The organism is Williamsia sp. DF01-3 (genome assembly GCF_023051145.1).
Lineage (GTDB): Bacteria > Actinomycetota > Actinomycetes > Mycobacteriales > Mycobacteriaceae > Williamsia.
The window spans coordinates 4528590-4548975 of record NZ_JALKFS010000005.1 but is presented as its reverse complement, the minus strand read 5'-3'; the positions used below and the strand labels follow the sequence as shown (position 1 = coordinate 4548975).

General features: G+C 63.6%; 19 protein-coding genes. 12 read left to right on the top strand and 7 right to left on the bottom strand.

The annotated features are described in order from the left end of the window. Positions 1 to 28 precede the first annotated feature (28 nt). Both MVA47_RS23435 and MVA47_RS23430 read left to right on the top strand, forming a co-directional pair. Positions 29 to 187 carry a hypothetical protein gene (locus tag MVA47_RS23435; RefSeq protein WP_247210070.1) on the top strand — a complete coding sequence of 53 codons (159 nt, stop codon included), beginning with the start codon at positions 29 to 31 and terminating at the stop codon, positions 185 to 187. A gap of 472 nt (positions 188 to 659) precedes the next feature. After that, positions 660 to 1631, top strand: a complete 972-nt coding sequence (locus MVA47_RS23430) for a GGDEF domain-containing protein (RefSeq protein WP_247210069.1) — start codon at positions 660 to 662, stop codon at positions 1629 to 1631. A gap of 23 nt (positions 1632 to 1654) precedes the next feature. On the opposite strand, the gene MVA47_RS23425 is transcribed toward MVA47_RS23430, so the two are convergent. From MVA47_RS23425 to MVA47_RS23395, 7 genes are all read right to left on the bottom strand, one after another. Next, entirely contained in the window at positions 1655 to 3049 is a 1395-nt protein-coding gene (locus MVA47_RS23425) for a sugar transferase (RefSeq protein WP_247210068.1), read from the bottom strand. A 146-nt stretch (positions 3050 to 3195) separates the two neighbouring features. Next, a complete protein-coding gene (locus MVA47_RS23420) occupies positions 3196 to 3657 on the bottom strand; it encodes a cupin domain-containing protein (RefSeq protein WP_247210067.1) in 462 nt (153 codons plus the stop codon). A gap of 53 nt (positions 3658 to 3710) precedes the next feature. Continuing rightward, on the bottom strand, positions 3711 to 4145 hold the full coding sequence (gene acpS, locus MVA47_RS23415; RefSeq protein ID WP_247210066.1) for a holo-ACP synthase: 435 nt from the start codon (positions 4143 to 4145) through the stop codon (positions 3711 to 3713). Next, a complete protein-coding gene (locus MVA47_RS23410) occupies positions 4145 to 5257 on the bottom strand; it encodes a glycosyltransferase (protein WP_247210065.1) in 1113 nt (370 codons plus the stop codon). The genes acpS and MVA47_RS23410 overlap by 1 nt, the downstream gene beginning before the upstream one ends. After that, a complete protein-coding gene (locus tag MVA47_RS23405; RefSeq protein ID WP_247210064.1) occupies positions 5250 to 7181 on the bottom strand; it encodes a glycosyl hydrolase in 1932 nt (643 codons plus the stop codon). Before MVA47_RS23405 ends, MVA47_RS23410 begins: the two co-directional genes overlap by 8 nt. Before the next feature lie 508 nt (positions 7182 to 7689). Continuing rightward, on the bottom strand, positions 7690 to 8670 hold the full coding sequence (locus MVA47_RS23400) for a DUF1839 family protein (protein WP_247210063.1): 981 nt from the start codon (positions 8668 to 8670) through the stop codon (positions 7690 to 7692). Further along, a complete protein-coding gene (locus MVA47_RS23395) occupies positions 8667 to 8912 on the bottom strand; it encodes an acyl carrier protein (RefSeq protein WP_281504865.1) in 246 nt (81 codons plus the stop codon). Before MVA47_RS23395 ends, MVA47_RS23400 begins: the two co-directional genes overlap by 4 nt. A gap of 191 nt (positions 8913 to 9103) precedes the next feature. Here MVA47_RS23395 and MVA47_RS23390 point away from each other — a divergent pair, with 191 nt between their 5' ends. Genes MVA47_RS23390 through MVA47_RS23345 form a run of 10 tightly spaced genes read left to right on the top strand, consistent with a single transcriptional unit; the run spans position 9104 to position 20312 of the window. Further along, complete coding sequence (locus tag MVA47_RS23390; protein ID WP_247210061.1) at positions 9104 to 10270, top strand: acyl-CoA dehydrogenase family protein; 1167 nt, start codon at positions 9104 to 9106, stop codon at positions 10268 to 10270. Between the two features lies 1 nt (position 10271). Continuing rightward, positions 10272 to 11243, top strand: coding sequence for an amino acid--[acyl-carrier-protein] ligase (locus tag MVA47_RS23385; protein WP_247210060.1), 972 nt, complete (start codon positions 10272 to 10274; stop codon positions 11241 to 11243). 18 nt (positions 11244 to 11261) lie between these two features. Next, positions 11262 to 12338 (top strand): glycosyltransferase family 4 protein, encoded by a 1077-nt coding sequence (locus tag MVA47_RS23380; RefSeq protein ID WP_247210059.1) that lies wholly within the window; start codon positions 11262 to 11264, stop codon positions 12336 to 12338. Further along, positions 12335 to 13525 (top strand): glycosyltransferase family 4 protein, encoded by a 1191-nt coding sequence (locus MVA47_RS23375; RefSeq protein ID WP_247210058.1) that lies wholly within the window; start codon positions 12335 to 12337, stop codon positions 13523 to 13525. Before MVA47_RS23380 ends, MVA47_RS23375 begins: the two co-directional genes overlap by 4 nt. Then, a complete protein-coding gene (locus MVA47_RS23370) occupies positions 13518 to 14855 on the top strand; it encodes a lipopolysaccharide biosynthesis protein (RefSeq protein ID WP_247210057.1) in 1338 nt (445 codons plus the stop codon). Before MVA47_RS23375 ends, MVA47_RS23370 begins: the two co-directional genes overlap by 8 nt. Beyond that, positions 14852 to 15856 (top strand): glycosyltransferase, encoded by a 1005-nt coding sequence (locus MVA47_RS23365; RefSeq protein WP_247210056.1) that lies wholly within the window; start codon positions 14852 to 14854, stop codon positions 15854 to 15856. Before MVA47_RS23370 ends, MVA47_RS23365 begins: the two co-directional genes overlap by 4 nt. After that, complete coding sequence (locus MVA47_RS23360; RefSeq protein WP_247210055.1) at positions 15846 to 17234, top strand: hypothetical protein; 1389 nt, start codon at positions 15846 to 15848, stop codon at positions 17232 to 17234. Before MVA47_RS23365 ends, MVA47_RS23360 begins: the two co-directional genes overlap by 11 nt. Further along, on the top strand, positions 17225 to 17746 hold the full coding sequence (locus tag MVA47_RS23355; protein ID WP_247210054.1) for a YveK family protein: 522 nt from the start codon (positions 17225 to 17227) through the stop codon (positions 17744 to 17746). The genes MVA47_RS23360 and MVA47_RS23355 overlap by 10 nt, the downstream gene beginning before the upstream one ends. Then, complete coding sequence (locus tag MVA47_RS23350; protein ID WP_247210053.1) at positions 17692 to 18624, top strand: hypothetical protein; 933 nt, start codon at positions 17692 to 17694, stop codon at positions 18622 to 18624. The genes MVA47_RS23355 and MVA47_RS23350 overlap by 55 nt, the downstream gene beginning before the upstream one ends. Further along, positions 18621 to 20312 (top strand): alpha/beta hydrolase, encoded by a 1692-nt coding sequence (locus tag MVA47_RS23345; RefSeq protein ID WP_247210052.1) that lies wholly within the window; start codon positions 18621 to 18623, stop codon positions 20310 to 20312. The genes MVA47_RS23350 and MVA47_RS23345 overlap by 4 nt, the downstream gene beginning before the upstream one ends. Positions 20313 to 20386 lie beyond the last annotated feature (74 nt).

Here is a 20386-nt window from a genome sequence, read left to right as displayed (position 1 = left end):
TCTCAGCCTTTGTCTTCACACTGATTGAATGATCGCATTCTGGATAACCCTCGCCGTGCTGGCGTGGATGATCGTCGCAGTGGTGCTTGCGTTCATATTCGGCGGCGCCGTCCGACTCCGTGAACAGCGAGCGGATGTCCACGCTTCCCGATCACACAGCACCTACTCGCACCCCTGGGCGTCCTGACGGCAGGTCGTTTCGGGCGTGCTGTCGGCACATCGGGCGCCGCGATGACCCTCTGGCTTGCGCCCGCAAATTCCGCCGGTCCGCGGTTCCGGCAGATTTGACGAGACCAATGCTGTGACAGCAACTTTGGGCAGGTGTCAAAGAAAGTTCGATCGTTTCAGAGGGCTCCAGCTTCCCGATATGTGGGACGACGGCCTTTGCTATCGTGGATTACCCCCGCACTAGGTGTGATTTTAATCACACGGACGCCGTCTGGCCGGTGAGGTATTCCCCGACCGGGTCGGAAAATGAGTGAAGCAGGTTACTGCGGGGTAGGGATCGAGCCCAAACCGGGCACTTCCCGATCCGATCTGAACGTTAAGATCATCTTTGCTATTCGTAATGTCCCAGGTCGCCGCCTTGCGTAGCCACCGAATGAACCGCATGCTCGTTCCTGTTGCATAGCAGGCGCTCACTACAGCGTGGAGGCGGGATGTTCGAGGCCAAGAGAAATGACGGCGAGTCAACCGCCGTTGATTTCACCTCGGTTGTGGACTCGCTGGGCACCGGCGTCCTGGTCATTTCCGCAAATGGCGAATTGCAAGCTGCGAATGCAAGCGCGAGGCGGATATTCGAACTCGATATCCGCAGCGACGGAAGCCCTGGAAACGCAAACGATCATTTCCCCCTCGTCGACGCCGATGGCCGCGAGCTCGCGCCCGAAGATCACCCGGACAAAATCGTTGCGCGCACGGGGCGTGCAGTAGCCGGCATGGTCGTCGGCTTCGACCGCACCGATGGTCAGCGGGTGTGGGTCACGTGCAACGTGGGCCTGGTGAACCCGGCGGACCCGGCCAACTCGGCAATCGCTGCCTCGTTCACTGATGTCACCGCACAGCACGTGGGCCGTGCGATGCTCCAGTACGCCGCCGACCACGACATGATGACCGAGCTGCCGAACCGTGCCTGCGTGATGCGCCGACTGAACGACGTGGTCGCGAACTCCCAGCGGTGCGAACCAGCCGAGTCGACGGTCGTGATGTTCATCGATCTCGACAGCCTCAAACAGGTGAACGATTCGCTGGGTCACGGTGGCGGCGACGTTGCTCTGGTGACTGCGGCAAACCGCCTGCGCGGCATCCTGAACGAATACGGCATCGTCGGACGATTTGGTGGTGACGAGTTCGTCGCAGTGCTGTCGGGTGTCTCGGGTGACGACAAGGTCGCTGCGTTGTCCGACCGGGTTCACGACGCGTTGGTCGAGCCTGTGATCATTCAGGGCCGTCTGCTCCGCATCCGGGCCAGCGTAGGCATCGTCGAAGTGAATCCGGGCGATCAACGCACGGCTGAGGAGATCATCGGTGCAGCCGATACCGCGATGTATCAGGCGAAGTCTGCGGGTGGCGGACACAGCGTCGTCTTCGGCAGCAACCCTGCGCCCCGCCGGTTGACACGAGCGCGCTGACTCGCGCCGCTTTCAGGTCTCGATCAAGACCCAGTACCGCCGACAACGGCGCGCAGGGTCAGGATGATGATCTTGATGTCGAGCCATACCGACCAGTTCTCGATGTAGAAGTTGTCGTAGATCGCGCGGTCATCGATGCTGGTGTCGCCGCGCAGCCCGTGAATCGCCGCCCATCCGGTGAGGCCGACGTTCACGCGATGGCGGTCGCGGTACGACGGAACAGAATCCTTGAATTGGTCTACGAAATGCGGTCTTTCGGGCCGCGGTCCCACCAACGACATGTCGCCACGAACCACATTCCACAGCTGCGGCAGTTCATCGATCGAGGTCTTACGGATCAGTTTGCCGACCAGATTGACCCGGCTGACTTTGTTCGGGTTCCAGTCCTTGTCTGATTCCGATGACGCGATCGGACGCATCGAGCGGAACTTGTAGAGAGTGAACTCCTCACCGTTCCTGCCGACTCGCACCTGGCTGAAGATGATTGGCGAACTGACATCGGACAGCTTCACCGCAAGCGCTGTTACGGCCAGCAGTGGTGACAACACGAGCAGCGCGCCGGCGGCACTGGCGAAGTCGAACAGACGCTTGCAGTGCCAATACCAGGTGCGATAGATGTGCCGGCGAACCCTGATGAGAGGAACGGTGTGGATTCTGTCCATGTCGGAGGTCAGGTGAACAAACTCGAAAAGCCGCGGAACGATGAAGATCTCGCAATCGAGGCCGTCGCATTCGCGAAGCGGCGACACCAACGTGGAATCCGGAACGTTGCGGAAGGCCACGATGACGGTGTCGATCTGCTCGGTTTCGACGATGTGTCGCAAAGGTCGGCCCGAGATGACCGGAACCTGGAGGTGGTCGGTACCGAACATGGGATCGGTGTCGACGACGACGATGGGTTCCAGGCCCAATTCGGGGAACTCCGCGATGCTCTCCACCAGTTCTGCGGCGACCACCCCGCCTCCGACGATGGCTGTTCGGCTTCGTGAGTGTGGAGATCGTCTGCGTCGTCTCCGCCGGATCGCGTAGTAGACAAGGCGAACGACAAAAAGGATCGCGAACACGTAGACCGACAGCAGCAGTGCGCGCTGTATCTGGGCATCGAACTCGAACGCGACGGTCACCACGAAGGCCGCGATGATGCTGATGGCTGCCAACCGTGGCATGACATTGAGTGCAGACAGGGTGATCTGGGAACGATAGTTCCCCGAGATCTCGATCATCACCGCGATGAGAGCGGCTCCGGCAAGAGCCGCAGCGACCGATTCGGAAAACGCGATGAGACCGGCTGCGACGGTGATGAAGTCGAGAACCAACAAGAGTACGTCGGTACGGCGGCGACTGAAGAAGTACTTGCGGCGAGATGGCGCCGGCTTACCTGTCTGACTCTTGGACGCGTCCAAGCGTGACGAAATCAAAGGCAGCATCGTGCGTCTCTTAGCCTCGGTGTGCTCAGACCCAGTCGCGACCTGTTGTCGCCCCGGGAGTAATGGAAGCCAGCGTATCCGTTGGTGTCATCCACTGCTGAGCCCACGTGAGCTTTTCGGAATCGATGCCCTCCGCGTTACAGAGTGGGGCTGTGCAGGGCGGCCGCCTGGCCGTTTCCCGCTGAGCGGCCACGCGTCATCGCTTTGGCACGCGAGAGCCCTCGCCAGAACATCCGAACGGGCCTGGGAACCGGGGACCTCAGAACGGCGTATTTTCGTACGAACTCGGGCACGTGCCACGTGGTCCACGAACCCGCGGGGAACAGGACCGCGTCGCCGGGACGCAAGGTGAACACGGAGCCGTCGGCATTGGTGACAACGACTTCGCCCTCGAGTATGTGCACCAGCTCGTCGCACGTGAAGTTCCAGCGAAAGGTCCCGGCGGTGCAACTCCACATGGCCATGGTGACGGTGCCGTCCGAACTCGTTGCCCATTCCCGCGATTTCGCAATGGGCGCCCCGTCGAGAATCCAATCGGGATCGACCGGCGAAAGAGCCAGCTCGAACTCATCGACTGAAGGGCAGCGAACGGTTTTCAAGCGCTTCTCCTAGCGGCGGGCACGGTACTGTGCGCGCTGAGATTAACATCTCTTTACCCGTGCTGCTGCTCGAATGCATCGTTGTCCGTGACCATCGCGACCACCACCGCCATTGCGTGACAATCGGTATGCGACAGGGATACCGAGACCGATGACCAGTGCTGGGCCCGAGCCTCGGTGGCGATAGAACCGTGCAGGACTACACGAGGAGGGCCGGCCGGGTCGTTGACGACCTCGATTTCACGCAGAGGCGTCGCGATGTCCGGCAGCGCCAGGGCCTTGACGATCGCCTCCTTGGCGGCAAAGCGTGCGGCAAGTCGTTGTCGCTGCTGCGTACCGGCGCAGTAGGCGAGTTCCCGATCCGTGAACACCCTGGCGAGAAACCGGTCGCCGAACGACGCCACGGATTCGTCGATGTCGTGGAGGCTGACCAGATCGCATCCGGTGCGGCAGTTCGAGGGGAGGTCCATCAGAGCACTGGGGTCCATCAGATCACTTTGTCGACCAGTTCACGCATGGACCGGCGAAAAGCGGCCCGGGAGAACGTTTGTGCGTGCGTGGAAATCGCGCGATGGTCGTACCCGGAGGGATTGAAGGACGCGAGGGTCGCGGCTAATCCGGCGACGAGCTCGTGATCGTCTGCATTGCGGACCAATTGGCCGCTGAGGCCGGGAATGACCGTGTCCAGCGCGCCACCTTCGTCGACCGCGATGACAGGTGTTCCGCAGCCCATGGCCTCCACGGGAACGATTCCGAAGTCCTCGACGCCGGGCATGATCAGCGCCCGGGCACTTCGTTGCAACCGCAGCATCGTCTCATCGCTGACGCGCCCGAGGAAGGTGGTCTCAGGCCCAGCAATCCGCCGGCATTCTTCGGCGAGTCGACCGGTTCCGGCGACGACGAGCTTCACTCCCGCGGCTTTCGCTGCGAGGATCGCGATCTCCGGCCGCTTGTAGGGAACCAGCCTGCCTGCCAACAGAAAGAAGTTCTCTCGCTCGACGGAGCTGTCCATCGAGTAGCGAACGGTGTCGACGGGGGGATGCACGACCACAGAATCGCGATTCCACCACCGCTTGATGCGTGCAGAGACCTCGGTGCTGTTCGCGACCACCGTGGTGATCTGCGGCGCCGCGCTGGATTCAGACCTGCGGGCGACGGCGGCGAGTACCGACAAGGCGGATTTGCCGGCAATGCCCGAGGCCTCACCGGCACGCATTGCCGGGTCCCATGCCCACCGCGCCGGGGAGTGCACGTACGCGATGCTCGGAATCCCTCCAGCACTGTGGACGGCAGACAACGCCATTGCGTGGTGCGAGATGATGAGGGCCTGGGCATCACCGAAGTCTGTGTGCCGCAGCACGGTGGGCACGAACGGTAACAACGGGGCGTAGCTCCTGCGGCCTGCAGCCCTGTAGACCCCGTCCAGTGGACTGGTACGCACCCTGCCCTGCAGGATCGGGGCCACCGCCGCCGGATCCGCAAAGGGTACGTGCAGCGTCGCGTCCGGCCACTCGGTGGCCAATTGCTCCACGACATGTTCGGAGCCGGCGACCTCGGTCAGCCTCTCGTGCACCAGTGCAATACGCGGTTCGTCACGCATGCGACACCGTGATCGTGGTGGTGGTTGTGGCGTCGATGGACGACACCCGGCCCGCAGGGACGTCACTTCCGGTGCCCTCGATTGCGACCCGATAGGGCAGGCCGGCAGCGAGGTGGAAGTAGTTGTCGGCCGGACGCCATCCCGGTGTGTCGATCTCGACCCACCTCAGCGCGGCGTCCGATGTCACGTCGAGTCCCCACCTGCCGTCAGGTCCCTGTGATGCAGTGGCGCGCAGGGTGCATCGCACCGGCGCCTGATGGGGTTGGAGCACAAGAACATCCCGTCGATGTAGGTCGGCGCCGTCGGTGATCTCCACCTGCACGGCCTGGGCCATCGCTGGGCCGAACTTGTAGGCATGTGTGAGGTCTCGGAACACACCGGTGAGGTCGGGGTCGCCGAGCGTCGAGCCTGAGTGGGCGGGCACCTCGATCGTGACAGCGCCTTCGGCGACGATCTGGCCGGCCGCATTGGTCGCTGTCAGCGACGCACGCCCGGTGATGGGGGAGGGGGCGTCGTTGGCGACGTCGATGCGCAGACCGCTCAGTCCGGCATCGGACACCATCACCGCGATCGGCTGCCATGACCTGGCGAGAGCGAGTAGGGGAAGTTTGGCATCCCCGTCCACGTCGATCAGACCCCAACCTGCGCCCGCGGCAAGGTCTTTCGCAGCGAGTACCAGGCCTCCACCACAACCCGAATCCCGGCGTCTCCAGTATCTGAAGCACTCGGTCATCGCGGCCGCGACAGCGACGCGCCCCATTTGCAGGTACCGGTCGGGATCGACACGTCGGAGCTGCAGCGGGTCGACGCAAAAGATCTCGCGGACGTAGTGATCTCGAACATCCTCGAAGTCCCAGGACGCGTTTTTGTCGCGGGGAACTCCCGACTTCCAGCTCGGATGATGCCCCGCGACGGCTGACGACCCGAAGTGGCGTTCTATGGCACCTGCCGACGGAGGGATCGAGAAAGCCAGTGTCTCCGCCGCGAATTGGACTCCGGCGGTGCGGACGTCGTCCACCGGCCGCATGTATCCGCCGACACCGAACCAATGCGCCACACCAGTATCCGGTCGAATCGCCAATTGGCCGGACCCTGGGGGTGCTGCAGGGCTCGATGGTACGTAGGGAACCTGACGCGACCCTGCGATCGCCGCGAGATGGGTGTCGATCAGATCCAAGTGCCGGGAATCCGCCGGCAAGCCGAGCATCTCTGGTTGCTGCACGGTTTCGCTACCGCCGCTGACCACCGCGAGCGCGGGATTGCCGCTTACCGCTCCCAGTGTCGACGCGAGCTCCCGGACGATGATCGACGTCAGCTCCTCAGGAGGGTCGAACGTCGCCAGCATCGCGTCCTGCCACACCAGGATGCCGAATTCGGCGCACGCCGCGAAGAACTCTTCCTGTTCGTACACCGTTCCGCCGGGGATGCGCACCATGTTTGCCCCCGCAGATGCGAGTTCCGCCAGCACGTTGCGGATCGAGGACGCTTCGGCTTGGAATGCCACGGGCTCAGGCGGTGTCCATATAGCGCCGCGGCAGAAGATCTCGATTCCGTTGTAAGACAGGGTGAAACCGTCACCGAACGACGATGAGGACCGAACCGAACCAAAGCCGACCCGTCGCGTGGTGGTCTCCGTGCCCACCATCACGGTGACGTCGTACAGGGGTTGGTCACCGTAGCCACGTGGCCACCACAGATCGGGTTCATCTACGGTCAGGTGTCCCTCGAAGGTTCCATCGGCGGCAACCATGAACTCGTCGGAGTCGAAAACCGCGCCGTCCCGGTCGATGCGGACTTCCACGGTGACTCCGCCCGCCGGATCGCCGTCGACTCCGATGCACCGCCCCGAGATCTGTACCCGGCCATCGGCCGCGTCGCAATGGATGTCGAGAGTTTCGACCGCAATCTCACCAACTACGTGCACAGGGCGCCAGACCCCGACCGGTGCCGGTGCGCCCGAATACGCCGAAGAGCGACCCATCAGTGTGGTTCGTGCCCAGCGCATACCTTGCTGGGCAACGAGATTCGAGCGCCAGCGGCCGCGGGGCCGCCGCTTCTTGAGCCATCGTGCCAGTGAACCGAAGCGGATGGCGATCTCGTGTTCACCCCCGGCACGGGTAGATCGACGGGTAGGAACATGGATTCCACTTCGGCAACGGGTTGGCCATCGACGAAAATGGTCGCCGGGAACGTCAGCCCCGCAAAATGGATTCGAAGCGGTCGAGTCGCGTTGACAGACGCGAACATCCACCAATCGGCATCGTCGATGTCCGTGCCGTGGGGTGCCAGGAGGGCATCCCATCCGGCCTGCCGAGCGACCACTCCGAGCGTGCCGTTGGGTATGGATGTCCCATGCCTCGATTGCGGAATCGCTGCAGGGTCATCGAACTCGTCCGCTGCTGTTGCGACCATCCGACAGTCGGTGAGCACCCTTACTCCACCGCGTCCGAAACGAGGTCCAGTGCCTTCGCCCACGACTCCGACATCTCGGCCATCGCGGCGTCGACGTCGACCTTCCTGCCGCGAGCCGCCCTCGCCAGTTTGAACTGAACAGCTTTGGCGCCCTGGGCAACCTGGAGAAAGGGCTCAGCTGCCACTGCCGCTGCGGGCGCCGGTCCCGAGCCGAGGAGTGTCGCGAGATCGGCCGCGAGTTCGGCGGATGCCCCGCATTGCCGCAACGTCGCGAATGCCCACTGGTGAAACGTCTCGAGTCCGCGTTCGGGGAGCCACGTGACCGCATCACGGATCGAATCGGCAAGCCGCGCCATGGGATCGCCGGAGGCGCGACGCGAGAGATGCTCGCGGACGACGGTCAGGAGCGCATCGGGCTGCACCCTGCCGGGAAAGTAGCGGATCTGCTCGACGTAGGGCGGCAGCAGAGCTTCGGGCTGGTCACCCAAGCCGAAGATTCCGACGAAGTCGTCCCCGTCGAGCTCGAACAGGCCGGCGTTGTGGAAATAGACCATCGACTGCGCATCACGATCTACGCGAGCAGGAACGATGGTGGTCTTGACGTGACTGCTGCGGTAGTCGGTGCCCGCGGTGTCCGGGAGCCACCAGCTGTCCACTTCGACTGTGTGCAAGAGGTTTCGTGCGGGGCCACTCTCGACGGTGTCGAGAATCGGTCGCCATACAGTGTCCTCGGTGACCTCGAGCCCGTACAGAACGCGTAGGTCGGACTGTTCCATCTTCAGAAACGTCCACTGCTCGCCATCGTGATCAGCGGAAAGTGCTGAGGCGAAAGAAGCAACCGGGTCGTGGCCCAGGGCGTGCAACGTCTCGATCCACAAATCGACGTAGCAATTGGTCTCACGCCAGATCCGGGTTTCCGTCGAATGGCTGAAATGCGGTTGATAGGAACGCGGGTCGAGCGCGGATATCGAGTGCAGATCAGCGTTCGGGATGGAACTCACACTGATTCACCGGACAGTCGGGAAACAACGGCCTCGATGTTGTCCACGGACGAAAACGTCGCCTTCTTCAAATCCTCGTCGGGAAACTCGATGTCGAACTCGTCCTCGAGTGCGAGCATCACGTTCACACTCGCGTGGGACGTCAGGCCGAGCTCATAGAGGTCGGCTGAGGATTCGACGGAAGTCGGATCCGTTGCCATTTTGCCGTGGGAAGCAAGTATTTCGCGGATCCGGGATTGCATACGAGAGCGTCCTTACGTCTGGCGGATGGAGTCTGGCGACTGTCATGTGTGATGACAAGCGAGCGGCCTGTGGTCAGGGTTACTCTTTCGGGTGAATCCATGCGACCCCGCTCAACAGTTTCACGTTAGTGTAGTGTGCCACGGGAACCCCGGCTAACGAACACTTGCGCAAGCCGACTTAGGACGAATCCGTGACGACCACCTCCGCCCCAATCGTTTCCGATAGTGCGCGCCCTGATGCATCGGCCGCAGTTGCCGCCGCTGCAGCCGCCGCTGACGACGTCGACCGGAACTCCCGGTTTCCTTCCGAAGCCGTGGATGCGATGCGTTCGGCCGGGCTGCTGTCCTGCTCACTTCCGGACAATCTCGGCGGCAAGTCCGCCTCGATCACCGAGCTGGCAGCCATCGCCCGTGCTCTGGGATCGGCATGTAGTTCAGCCGGAATGGTTTTCGCGATGCATCACACCCAAGCGCTCAGTCTGCGCTGGCACGGGTCCGGCGGAGACCTCGGCGATTTGACACGCAAAATTGCGAATGAAGAATCCTTGTTGGCTTCTGCCACCACCGAGATCTCGACCGGCGGTGATGTCCGGACGTCTAGTTGCGCGGTGGTCGCCGACGGTGACCACATCATTCTCGAAAAGAATGCACCGGTCATCTCCTACGGCCAGTACGCGGACTACATCTGCACGACTGCGCGACGTTCACCGGACAGTGCGCCCACCGACCAGGTGCTGGTGGTGTGCCCCCAATCGGATACCGAGCTCGAGAAAGTCGGGACCTGGGATGTCCTCGGGTTTCGGGGCACCTGTAGTCCTGGGTTTCTGTTGCGTACCCGCACCGCGGCCACCAACGTGGTTCCTGCTGAATACGCGACGATCTCCGCGCACACCATGTTGCCCACCTCCCATACCCTGTGGGCTTCGGTGTGGCTCGGTATCGCCGACGCAGCCATTGCAAAGGCTCGCAAACAAGTTCGTGCCGCTGCCCGCAAGGCAGGCAATTCCACGCCGCCTCAGGCCGCCAAACTTGCCGACCTCATGGTCATTCATCAGAGGTTCGCATCGTCTGTCACACAAGAAGTGGCCCGGTACGAGACCTTCCTGGCAACAGGGGAGCCCGAGCCAACTGTCGGATTCACATTCGCGCTGAACAACCTGAAGCTCGATTCGTCCGTTGCCGTGGTCGACGTGGTCGCAGGTGCACTGGCGCTATGCGGGATCAGCGGCTACCGCGAAGATCACCCGGCGTCGATGGGCCGGCTGCTCAGAGACTCGTTCGGTCCGCAGCTGATGGTCTCCAACGATCGAATACGGGCCAACAATGCGCACCTGGTGCTGGCTCAGAGAGGTATCTGAGATGAGCGCGTCGCCGCAGTCCCTGACGGCAGATTCGGTGGGCGAGGGGTCAGACCTCGACCGTGAGCGCGCAGCATTTCGGGACGCGCTCGTATCGGCCGGCCTGCTCATACCGACCGGCATCGACGGGCTCTATGGCCGGGGCGCCGATTTCGAGCAGATCATCGACGCTGTCGATCGACTGGTACTCAAAGCAGGAGCCGCCGCGCACGGCAACCGCCCCGTGAAAATGCGTTTTCCACCGGTCTTTCCGAGAACAGCATTCGAAAAGACCGACTACATTGCGTCATTTCCCAACCTCACCGGCGCGATTTCCACATTCGACGGCGACAACAAAGCCCATCGGGCACTGCTTGCCGACCGCGAGGCCGGAATCGACTGGGACCACCACCTTGCATCGGCGGGAACGATGCTGGTGTCGGCCGCATGTCACCCCAGCTATGCCACGCTCACCGGAACCCTGCCCGCCGACGAGGTTCTCCTCGACGTGTATGGCTACTGCTTTCGGCACGAACCCGCCATAGACCCAGCGCGGATGCAGGCTTTCCGTATGCACGAGTTCGTCCGCGTCGGTTCAGCACAAAGTGCACGCGATCATCGGGACCTATGGATCGACCGCGGGCTCCAAGTTCTCGCCGACCTGGGTCTGACGGCGCACGCCGAGGCAGCCAACGACCCGTTCTTCGGACGCGTCGGCAAGATGCTCGCCGCCAATCAGCGCGAAGAGAACCTGAAAACCGAACTGGTGGTGCGGCTTTACGGCGACCTCGACGGCGGAACCGCAGTTGTTTCATGCAACTGCCACCAGGACCATTTCGGTGAGACGTTCGGCATCATGACAGCGACAGGGGAGGTCGCACACAGCGCGTGCGTCGGCTTCGGCATGGAACGGATCGCGCTGGCGATGCTGCGTACATTCGGACTCGACATCTCGGGGTGGCCTGCGCCTATTCGCGCGCACCTGAGCGAATAGGCGTCCATGCGGATCCACATGACCGGTTCCGAATGGTTCGGAACGGCCCGTGGTGGCCTCAACCGATATTTCACAGACCTGTTCGAGGCGCTCACGGTGGCCGACGGAATCGATGTGTCGGGCTACGCATTCGGTGATCCTCCGGCCGGTGGATCCAGCTGGGGCGACCCGGTGGGAGGAACCGCTGCCAGGGTGCGTGCCTCACTGACCCCACTACCGGAGCGCGGTGCGATCCTCGACCGGCACTTCGCGCTCTATGGGCCCCCTGCGGTCGGCCGGCGCAACGGGACCCGACTGGTCACCCACTTTCATGGCCCATGGTCTGCCGAAAGCGCGATGAGTGGGGAGTCGGCCGGTGCCGCACGCGCAAAATACTTATTCGAGCGCGGCCGGTACGGCCGCAGCGACCTTTTTGTCGTGCTGTCCGACCATTTCCGTGATGTCCTCGTCGAGGACTACCGGGTTGATCTCGACAGGATCGCCGTGATCCCGCCGGGGGTCGACCTCGCCCGATTCGCTGATCCGGGATCGACCGCGAGCGTCCCGGGTTCCCGTGACGGGCCGCCTGTGGTGCTGTGCGTACGCCGGCTGGAGCGTCGGATGGGTATTGATGTGCTTCTGCAAGCGTGGGATTCGGTGCGAACCCAGATCGATGACGCCGAGTTGGTGATCATCGGCACCGGCAGTGAGGAGGCGGCACTGCGGGCGCAGGCCGAGGCCGGTGGGCACCCCGCGTCCGTCACATTCGTCGGCAACGCGTCCGATGCCGAACTCGCACAGGCGTATCGGCGCGCGTCGATCACGGTGGTCCCCACGCGGGCGCTGGAGGGATTCGGACTGATCGCGCTGGAATCGATGGCGGCGGGACGAGCGCCGATCGTCACCGACGTCGGCGGATTGCCCGACTCCGTCCGCGGTTTCGACGACAGTCTGATCTTGGCACCCGAGGACGCCGACGCGCTCGGCGACCGCATCGTGCGGGCGCTGATGGGTGAACGCCCATCGCCGAGTGAATGCCGGGCTCGCGCCGAGGAGTTCACGTGGGAACGGTGTGTCGAACGTCACCGGCTGGCCTACTCGGTGATCGCGCCATGAGGCAGTCCATCCGGCGAAGACGGTCCGTGCGTGGCGACGACCTGGTGACCTTCATCTCTCACACTGCGGCCGCATCCGGAGCGGAACTCGCGACGGTTCGATTGGCCACGGCCCTCGAAGCCAAGGGCGTGGCGACGTCTGTGCTGTTCACGGACACAGGGCCGATGGTGGAAGAACTGCACCGCAGGGCCATACCGGTGAACGTGGTCTCCGGACCGTTCGACAGCTCCCGGGTCCGAATCGGCGGTTCCGTCACCGCACTGCCCATCGGCGTGTGGCACATGGTGCACACCGGATGGACGTTGGGTGGTTTCGCGAAGCAGTCAGGGAGCACGATCCTGGTGGCCGAATCCACAAAGGCGCTGCTCATGGGAACCATAGCGGCTCGCCGAGCGCGCCTGCCCCTCATCTGGCACGTGCACGACCGGATCTCCTCGGAGTACTTCGGCACAGCACTCGCGTCGATCATCCGGGTACTGGGCTGGGTGGTCAGCGCTGGATACATCGCCAACAGCACGTCTACGCTGAAGTCATTACTCACCTCGCGCAAGCGGGCAGTGGTGGCCTATCCGGGCATTGAGCCGGTCGTCGTGCCGTCCAGGGAGCCGCGCCCACCTGCCGAGGTCGAGATCGCGATGGTCGGGCGCCTCGAGCGATGGAAAGGTCAGGATCTTTTGCTGCGCGCGCTAGCCGTCTCGGCATTCCGGCCGTCCGTGACCTTCGTCGGCGGTGCGCATTTCGGTGAGGACTTCGGCACCGAACTCACCGAGCTCGCTCGTGAATTGGGCCTGCAGGACCGGGTGACCTTCGCCGGCCATGTGTCCGACCCGACCTCGATTCTGGCCGACGCCGATATCGCCGTTCACTGTTCGCGGACCACCGAACCGTTCGGACAGGTGATCGTCGAGGCGATGGCCGCCGGCTGTGCGGTGATCGCCGCGAACTCCGGTGGCCCGCTCGAGATCGTCTCCGACGGTGTGGACGGACTTCTGGTGGACCCCACAGACACGACAAGCTTTGCCGCCGCGCTCGATTCGCTCATCGAAGATTCAGACCGCCGAAGCGAGATGGCCGAGCGCGCGCGAGCCACTTCCACGCGGTTCACCATCGAAGAGACCGCTGCGATCGTCGCGCAATTCCTCGGTGTAGCCGACCGCGACGGCGTGGGAGGCCGCGGACGTGGGTAAGCATTCGGCCGGACGTGATCGTGGAACCCGAGAAACCGGCGGACGTAAATCGGCGATCATGGCCAAGGTGATGCTGGTCCGCGACGTCGGACTGGTCTCGTTCGGCAAATACGGGCAGTACCTGATCACCCTTGTGACACTGCCGCTGATCGCCCGGATCCTCGGTACCGAGGGCGTCGGCCTACTTGCCATCAGCATGTCTGCCTACTTCTTGGGCGCTCTGGTGATCGACCTCGGAATCACCACGTTCCTCGCAGCGGAATTGCGGGACGAAGACGTACGGACGATGCGAAGCAACTACCTCGCCATCCGTCTAGGAATTCTCGGCGTCATCGCCGTCGCTGCCGCGGCGGTATTCATCTTCGACAACCACATCCACCTGCAGATGATCATGCTCGGTCTCCTGTGCGGCGGCATCTCATCGATGGGAGAGGGCTGGATCCTCCTCGGGCAGGCCAAGTTCGGGCGTCTGGTGATCATCGAGATGTCGGGACGCATCGTCTACCTGGCCCTGTTGGTGTCGATACTGCCGCACGTCCGCACCCCCGAGGCCGCGATGCTCTGTCTGGTCGCCTCGAGCGCGATACCGGTCGCGTGGACCTGGATCGTGACGGTTCGAGCTTTCGGGATGCCGCGTAGGCCAAAGGGGATCGGTCCGATGCTCCGGCTGGGTGCTCCGGTCCTGACGTCGCGCCTGCTCGAGAACACCTATGAGCAAGGTGTCGCGACACTCTTCTCGATGGCGCTGTCCACGCGTTCGATGGGCATCTTCTCGGCCAGTGACCGTCCGATCCAGGCGATTTCGTCGACGCTCGACGCGATCGGTTTCAGTTTGTTGCCTCGGCTCGCCGCCCGCAAGCACGACAGCGACTTCTGGACTTCGATCCGGCGGGGAATCGTGACGGTCTTCGCGATCGCTGTCGTGGCCTCCATCGCAGCCGCGCTCATCGCACCGATCGCCATCCCCCTCATCTTCGGCCAAGAGTTCGAAAAGGCTGTTGCCGTCATGCAATTGCAGGCGTTCATCCTCCCGGGTACGGCGGTGGCATCGTTCGTCACCACCGCAGTGCTGCCCATCTGCCGGGACACGCGGGGCGTTCTCTTCGGGTCGATGATCGGTACCGCCTGCATCCTGGTGTTTCTCGCGGTGGCGTTGAACAATCACTCCGTCTGGGCGATGGTCACCGGGATGCTCGTCGCGGAGAGTGTGGTCGCCGTGTTCTATCTGTTCCGGGTTCGTCACCTCATGCGCGTTCATCCTTCGTTGAAGCAGACCGACGAGGCGCCGGTGACAACCGAAGTCGCGCACCTGGGGGCCAGTGGAGCATGAGAATACTTTTTGTCGGCGACGACTGGCTCGGCAGCAACGCTCGCTCACTGGCCGATGGGTTCCGCCAGGCAGGGCACGAGGTCTACGTGATCGATTCGAGCAAGGTCACGTTACCCACCCGGCTCAGTCTGCCGTGGGGTTACGCCAAGGTCAGCGGCCGGCGAGCGCCCTGGACGACCACCGCCGTCCACGAACAGATCGACGCGGCGGTCGAGGCCATCAAGCCGGACATGTTGTTCTGCTACAAGACCATTCACCTGGACCAGGAACGACTGCTGCAGGTGCCTGCATCGATCCGGGTCCACTACAGCGCCGACGATGTGTCCAACCCGTACAACACGTCGCCGGAGTACCTAGCCGCCGAAGGCGGGTGGGACGCCGTGGTGACCACCAAACGACACAACGTGCCCGAGATCGTCGCCAGGGGCGCCAAGCACGTCACGTTCGTCCTGAGCGCCTACGACCCGGCATGGCATCAACCGTGCGCGGCGCGGACCACCCGCCGCTACCTGGTTGGTTTCATCGGGTCGCGGCGGCCCGATCGCGCGCCGATGCTGCATCGGCTGGCCCGCCGGTATCGCGACGAGATGTATCTGGCAGGACCGGGGTGGCAGCGTGATCCCGTGGTTCTGGGGTCGGCGGCCAATGTCGCGGGGGCTCAGTACGGGCAGGATCTGTCCATCGCGATCGCGCCAGTCACAGCAAACCTCGTCCTGCTCAACTCCGACAACCGTGACACACATACGTGCCGGACGTTCGAGGTCCCGGCTGCCGGTGGACTGTTCGTGGGCGAGCGCACACCAGAACACTCCGAACTGCTCGACGACGGGACAGAGGCTCTGCTCTTCTCCGACGAGGACGAGATGCAGGAGCAGCTCGCGCGATGCCGGAGCAACCCGGACGAGGCTGCGGCCATCGCCGCAGCGGGGTACCGCAGGATCGTGAACGGCGGTCACCGCTACGTCGACCGTGCCCGGGAGATCGTGGCCGATGTTTGTTGAACCACTTTCGCCCTACAGCCAGCTGCTTTCGATCACCGTCGCGTTGCTGGCGCTGACGGCGATTGCGTGTTTTGTACCCATCCTGGTTCGAGTCCTGTTGCTGGCACAGGCCGCCTACTGGGCGCTGTCGTTCTTGCTGCGCCCCATCGTCCTGCTGCAGGTGCAACCAGCCCCTCAGTTCGCCGACAGCATCGCCGATCCCCGGATCGCTCAGATGGGCTACCCGTACGCGATTGCGCACGTGTTGCATCCGGTTGCCGTCGGTTTGTGGATCTACGTTCTGGTGGTGGCGATCTACGCGCTGTGGACGGTACGACGGGGACGCCTCCCGACGGCACATCCACGGGACTGGCGGTCGAACCCACACATCGTCCCCACCTTCGCGGTCGCGTACGCCCTGGGTCTTCTCGGCCGGCTGGCCTCGGTTGCAACCGGCTCGGTGGGTGAGGCCGGCGACGTCACGAGTTCGAACCCCTACCTCGACGTCGTTGCCGGAATGGGCAGCCTCGGAGCGCTCGGTCTGATCATCTACTTCCGTTCCACGCGCCGCGGATTGACCTCCGTTGTGCTCTGTGTCTTGCTGGCCGGCGAGCTGGTCTGGGGCATTCTCGCCGAATCCAAGACGCCCATGCTCGGTGCCGCGCTGGCGGTCGCGCTCCGGTTCGCGCTCGACGGTTTCACCAGACGGCGGTTGATCACCGTGGCCGCAGGCGCCGTCGGCGTCGGCGTCGCTTTTGGATGGTTGCAGTCGTTCAAGGTGAGTTCAGCCGATCAGATCGCATCGGCGATGGTGGAATCGAATTATCCTGAGCCAGTTCGCCCGCTCCTGAGCATCATCGGCAGATTCGATCTGTTCGCAGCCTCGACCGATGTCTTCTACATGAACGGTCGTGGCTGGATCGACCCGGTGTTCGCGCTCAGAACCATGTTCACCAACCTGGTGCCGACCCAGCTGGGGGTAGAGAAGTTTCAGTCGGGCACGCAATGGGCGCAGCAGGTTCGGGGGTCGTCGGTGGACATGCGGAACGTGAGTGTGTCCCTGGCCGAAGGACACATCAACGAGGGTTTGATACTTGGCGGATATACCGGGGTCCTGCTGGAGAGCATCTTTGTGCTGGCGGTGGCAGTCGGCGTCGCGAGACTGCTGCAATCGCGATACCTCGTGCTGATCACGGTCGGGATCAGTCTCGTGGCAGTGCCCACTCTCTTCGAGCGTGGCGCCCTGGGGATCAGCGAGACATTGGGCAAGAGCTTGCAATACGCCGTCGTGGCCTGGGTGCTGTACACCGTGGTCGTCGAATGGCGAAAGCGATTCGGGACAGATGATTCGGACGTCGGGGGACAGACGATGAGGGGCAGGGAATTGTCATGGGTGTGAACGATTACGTGCAGGTCGTACGGAGACGATGGGCGATCGTGGTGATCGCGACGCTGGTAGGTGCACTTCTCGGCGGCGCGTACGCCGCCACCGAAGAGGTCCAGTACACCTCGACGAGTCAGCTGTTCGTCGCCATCGCCGATCAGAACGGGAGCGACCCACTGCAGGCCGGCCAGGCTGCCCAGCAGAGGCTCGTGTCGTATGCGTCGTTGGCCACCGGCCAGGCCGTCACCCAGGGCGTCATCGATCAGCTCAACCTGGACGAGACGACAGGCGATGTGGCCGGCCGCATCACCGTGCAGTATCCGCCCGGCACCGTATTGCTGAACATCACGACGACCGGCGATTCCGCGGCGCAGGCCCGAGAACTCAACGGGGCCGTGGACGACCAATTGCAGGCGGTCGTACGCCGTTTGGAGTCGGTGCCCGGGGAGGCACCCCGGGCGCGAGTCTGTCCGTGGTCGATCCGCCGTCCGAGGGCACTGCCGGTGGGCGCAGTTCATTGCTCATGATCATCCTCGGGCTCATCGCCGGCCTGGTGGTCGGAACCGTCATCGCCCTCGTCCGGGATCGCGCCAAGCGAACCATCGACACACCCGCAGATCTGATGCGCGCCCTCGACGTTCCCGTGGCGGGTCCGGTCGATGCCGAGCGGCCCACGAACAACGGTGTGCGGTTGTTGCGAACCAAGCTGCTGACCATGATTCGCGCCGAAGGTGGCCCTCGAACCGTGCTTCTGACCGGACTCGCTGTGGACACCGGGTCCATCGCCGGTGCGCTCGCAACAGCTTTGATGAACACCGGGCAGCGTGTCGTTGTGGTCGATGCCCGTTCGGAGGCCGTGGCCGGCAGTCGAATTCGTGGACCCGGACTGGCCGACATCCTCTGGGGCAGGGTGGGCGTCGCAGAATGCCTGCAGGAGCAGGACGGTGGCCTCGTCGTACTCCCGGGGGGCGACCTGTCCGGCACCACAGCCGATCTGCTGGCCTCTGACGCTTTCGGCGCGCTGCTTGGCGAACTCGAGAACTCTGCCGTTCTGGTCTTCGTCCACGCAGGCGACCTCGCGCAGTCACCAGAGATCGTCACCATCGCAGCGCATCCGGTTGTCGCGGTGATAGCGATACCGCTCGCGGTAGCCGATGAGAGATCCGTCGTCGCAAACACCGCTGACCTGATTGCAGCTGCGAACGGGGTCGTCGCACTTCCCGTTCGAAGGCAGAGGACACCGGATTCGTTGCGTGGGAGATTCTCACGCAACACACCATCGGGAGCCCGCGGCGGGCGTGGAACCGCAACCGCAAGTGCACCTGCCTATCCCATCATCTCGGCGCCAGACGGCGAACGCCCCGGCGGAATGGCGAATCGCGGCGGCGAGAGGCATCGGCGATGAACGGAGCTGTGACGACGGTCGAGCTCCCGACATATTTCGGTCTCGATGACAGCCCGATGTTCGGTGCCGTGCACATGCCCGCCGACCATCGTGTCCGCGGCGCAGTGGTGATCTGCGGGTCGGTCGCCAAGGAACACATGGACACCATCAGGGGCTTGCGGTTGCTGGCCGACGAATTGGCCTCCCGGCGCATCCTGACGCTGCGGTTCGACTATCTGGGCGTAGGGGATTCGGCCGACGCACAGGTCCGCGGCGACACGGTCGCGCGATGGAAGCAGAGCATCTCGACCGCAGTCGATTACATCCGCGGCTGTGGTGTCGAGGAGATCACCGCTGTCGGTTTGCGCGCCGGCACCCTGATACTCGACAGCGTTGTCGGGGAAATCGACTCGATCCATAATGTCGTCTACTGGGACCCGGTGGGCCGGGGGCGCGCTTTCATCCGTGAACAACAGAGTCTGTACCGCCTCACCGTCGGCAGTGATGACACCAGTCCGGATCAAGACGTGGTCGAGATGATCGGCGCGAGTATGTCGACTGCCGCCGCGAAGGAGTTCAGCGCCCTGGACATCCGCGGGGACTCCGGGCATGTCGGCAGCTGGCTTGTCGTCTCGCGGCCCGAGGCCGACCGGCGAGTGGCGGCGATGGGCTCGCGGGACAACGTGACCCACCTGCATGCCGAGGGTTTGGCGGACTTCACCCAGCCGTCGAGTTTCCTCGTCCGTGTGCCCGAACAGACGGTCGCTACCATAGCGAGCTGGATCGACGGAGTCTTCGGCAGCGACTCCCGCGTGGCAGACCCCGTCATCCGCACAACGGCCACGTTCGGTCCGACGGAGTCGGGTGGCCATCCCGTCATCGAGACGATCGAATTCCTGGGCGAGAACGATGCGTTCGCCATCCGATCGCGGCCCGGCGACGCCGGCGTCCTGCCCGAGAAGACGGTGGTGTTCTTCTCCACGGCGAACGACACACACATCGGTCCCAACCGGGAATGGGTGGACTTGGGCCGCGCTATCGCTGCCGCAGGCGGGCAGGCGTTGAGATGGGACCGGACCGGTGCCGGCGAATCCGGCAAGCCGGGGGCCGACCTGCTCGGGATCTACACCGAGGAGGCGATCAACGAGTCGGTGGAGATCGGCCGACTGGCCGCTACCGATCCACGAACTCTCACGGTCGCCGGAGTGTGCTCCGGTTCGTGGTACGCCGCCTACGTGGCCCGTGCCATCGGCGCCGGCTCGGCCGTCCTCATCAATTCGATCGCGTGGTCGTGGCGCCGAAAGAGCGCGATGACCGGTGAGATCGAACCAGACGACCTTGGGGTACCTCGAAGCGACCCCGAATGGCAGAAGACCCCGCGCGCCAGGGTGAAAGCCATGCTGCAGCGTCATCTTCCGTACTGGATGTGGCGTCTGCTGGGCGTGCGGGGCATCACCCAGGTTCCCGAGGTGCTGTTGCGCCCACTGGTGCAGCAAGGCGTCTCGACCACTGTGATCCTGTCACCGCACGACCATGACTGGTTCGGGTCACAACGCGGCCCCGAAGGATTGGCACGGCTGAAACGGAGTGGACCCCCGCCCCGGATAGTGACCACCGGAATCGGCGACCACACGGCTTATCACCGAACCGTACGATCGGTCATCCGCAGCACGATCCTCGAACGGGCAGAACCGGAAACGATGAGATGAACATGTTCGGCAGACAGCAGGCGCGATCCCGAGATGCCACAGAAGATCTGGGACCGGAGCAGGGCGGCGGTCCG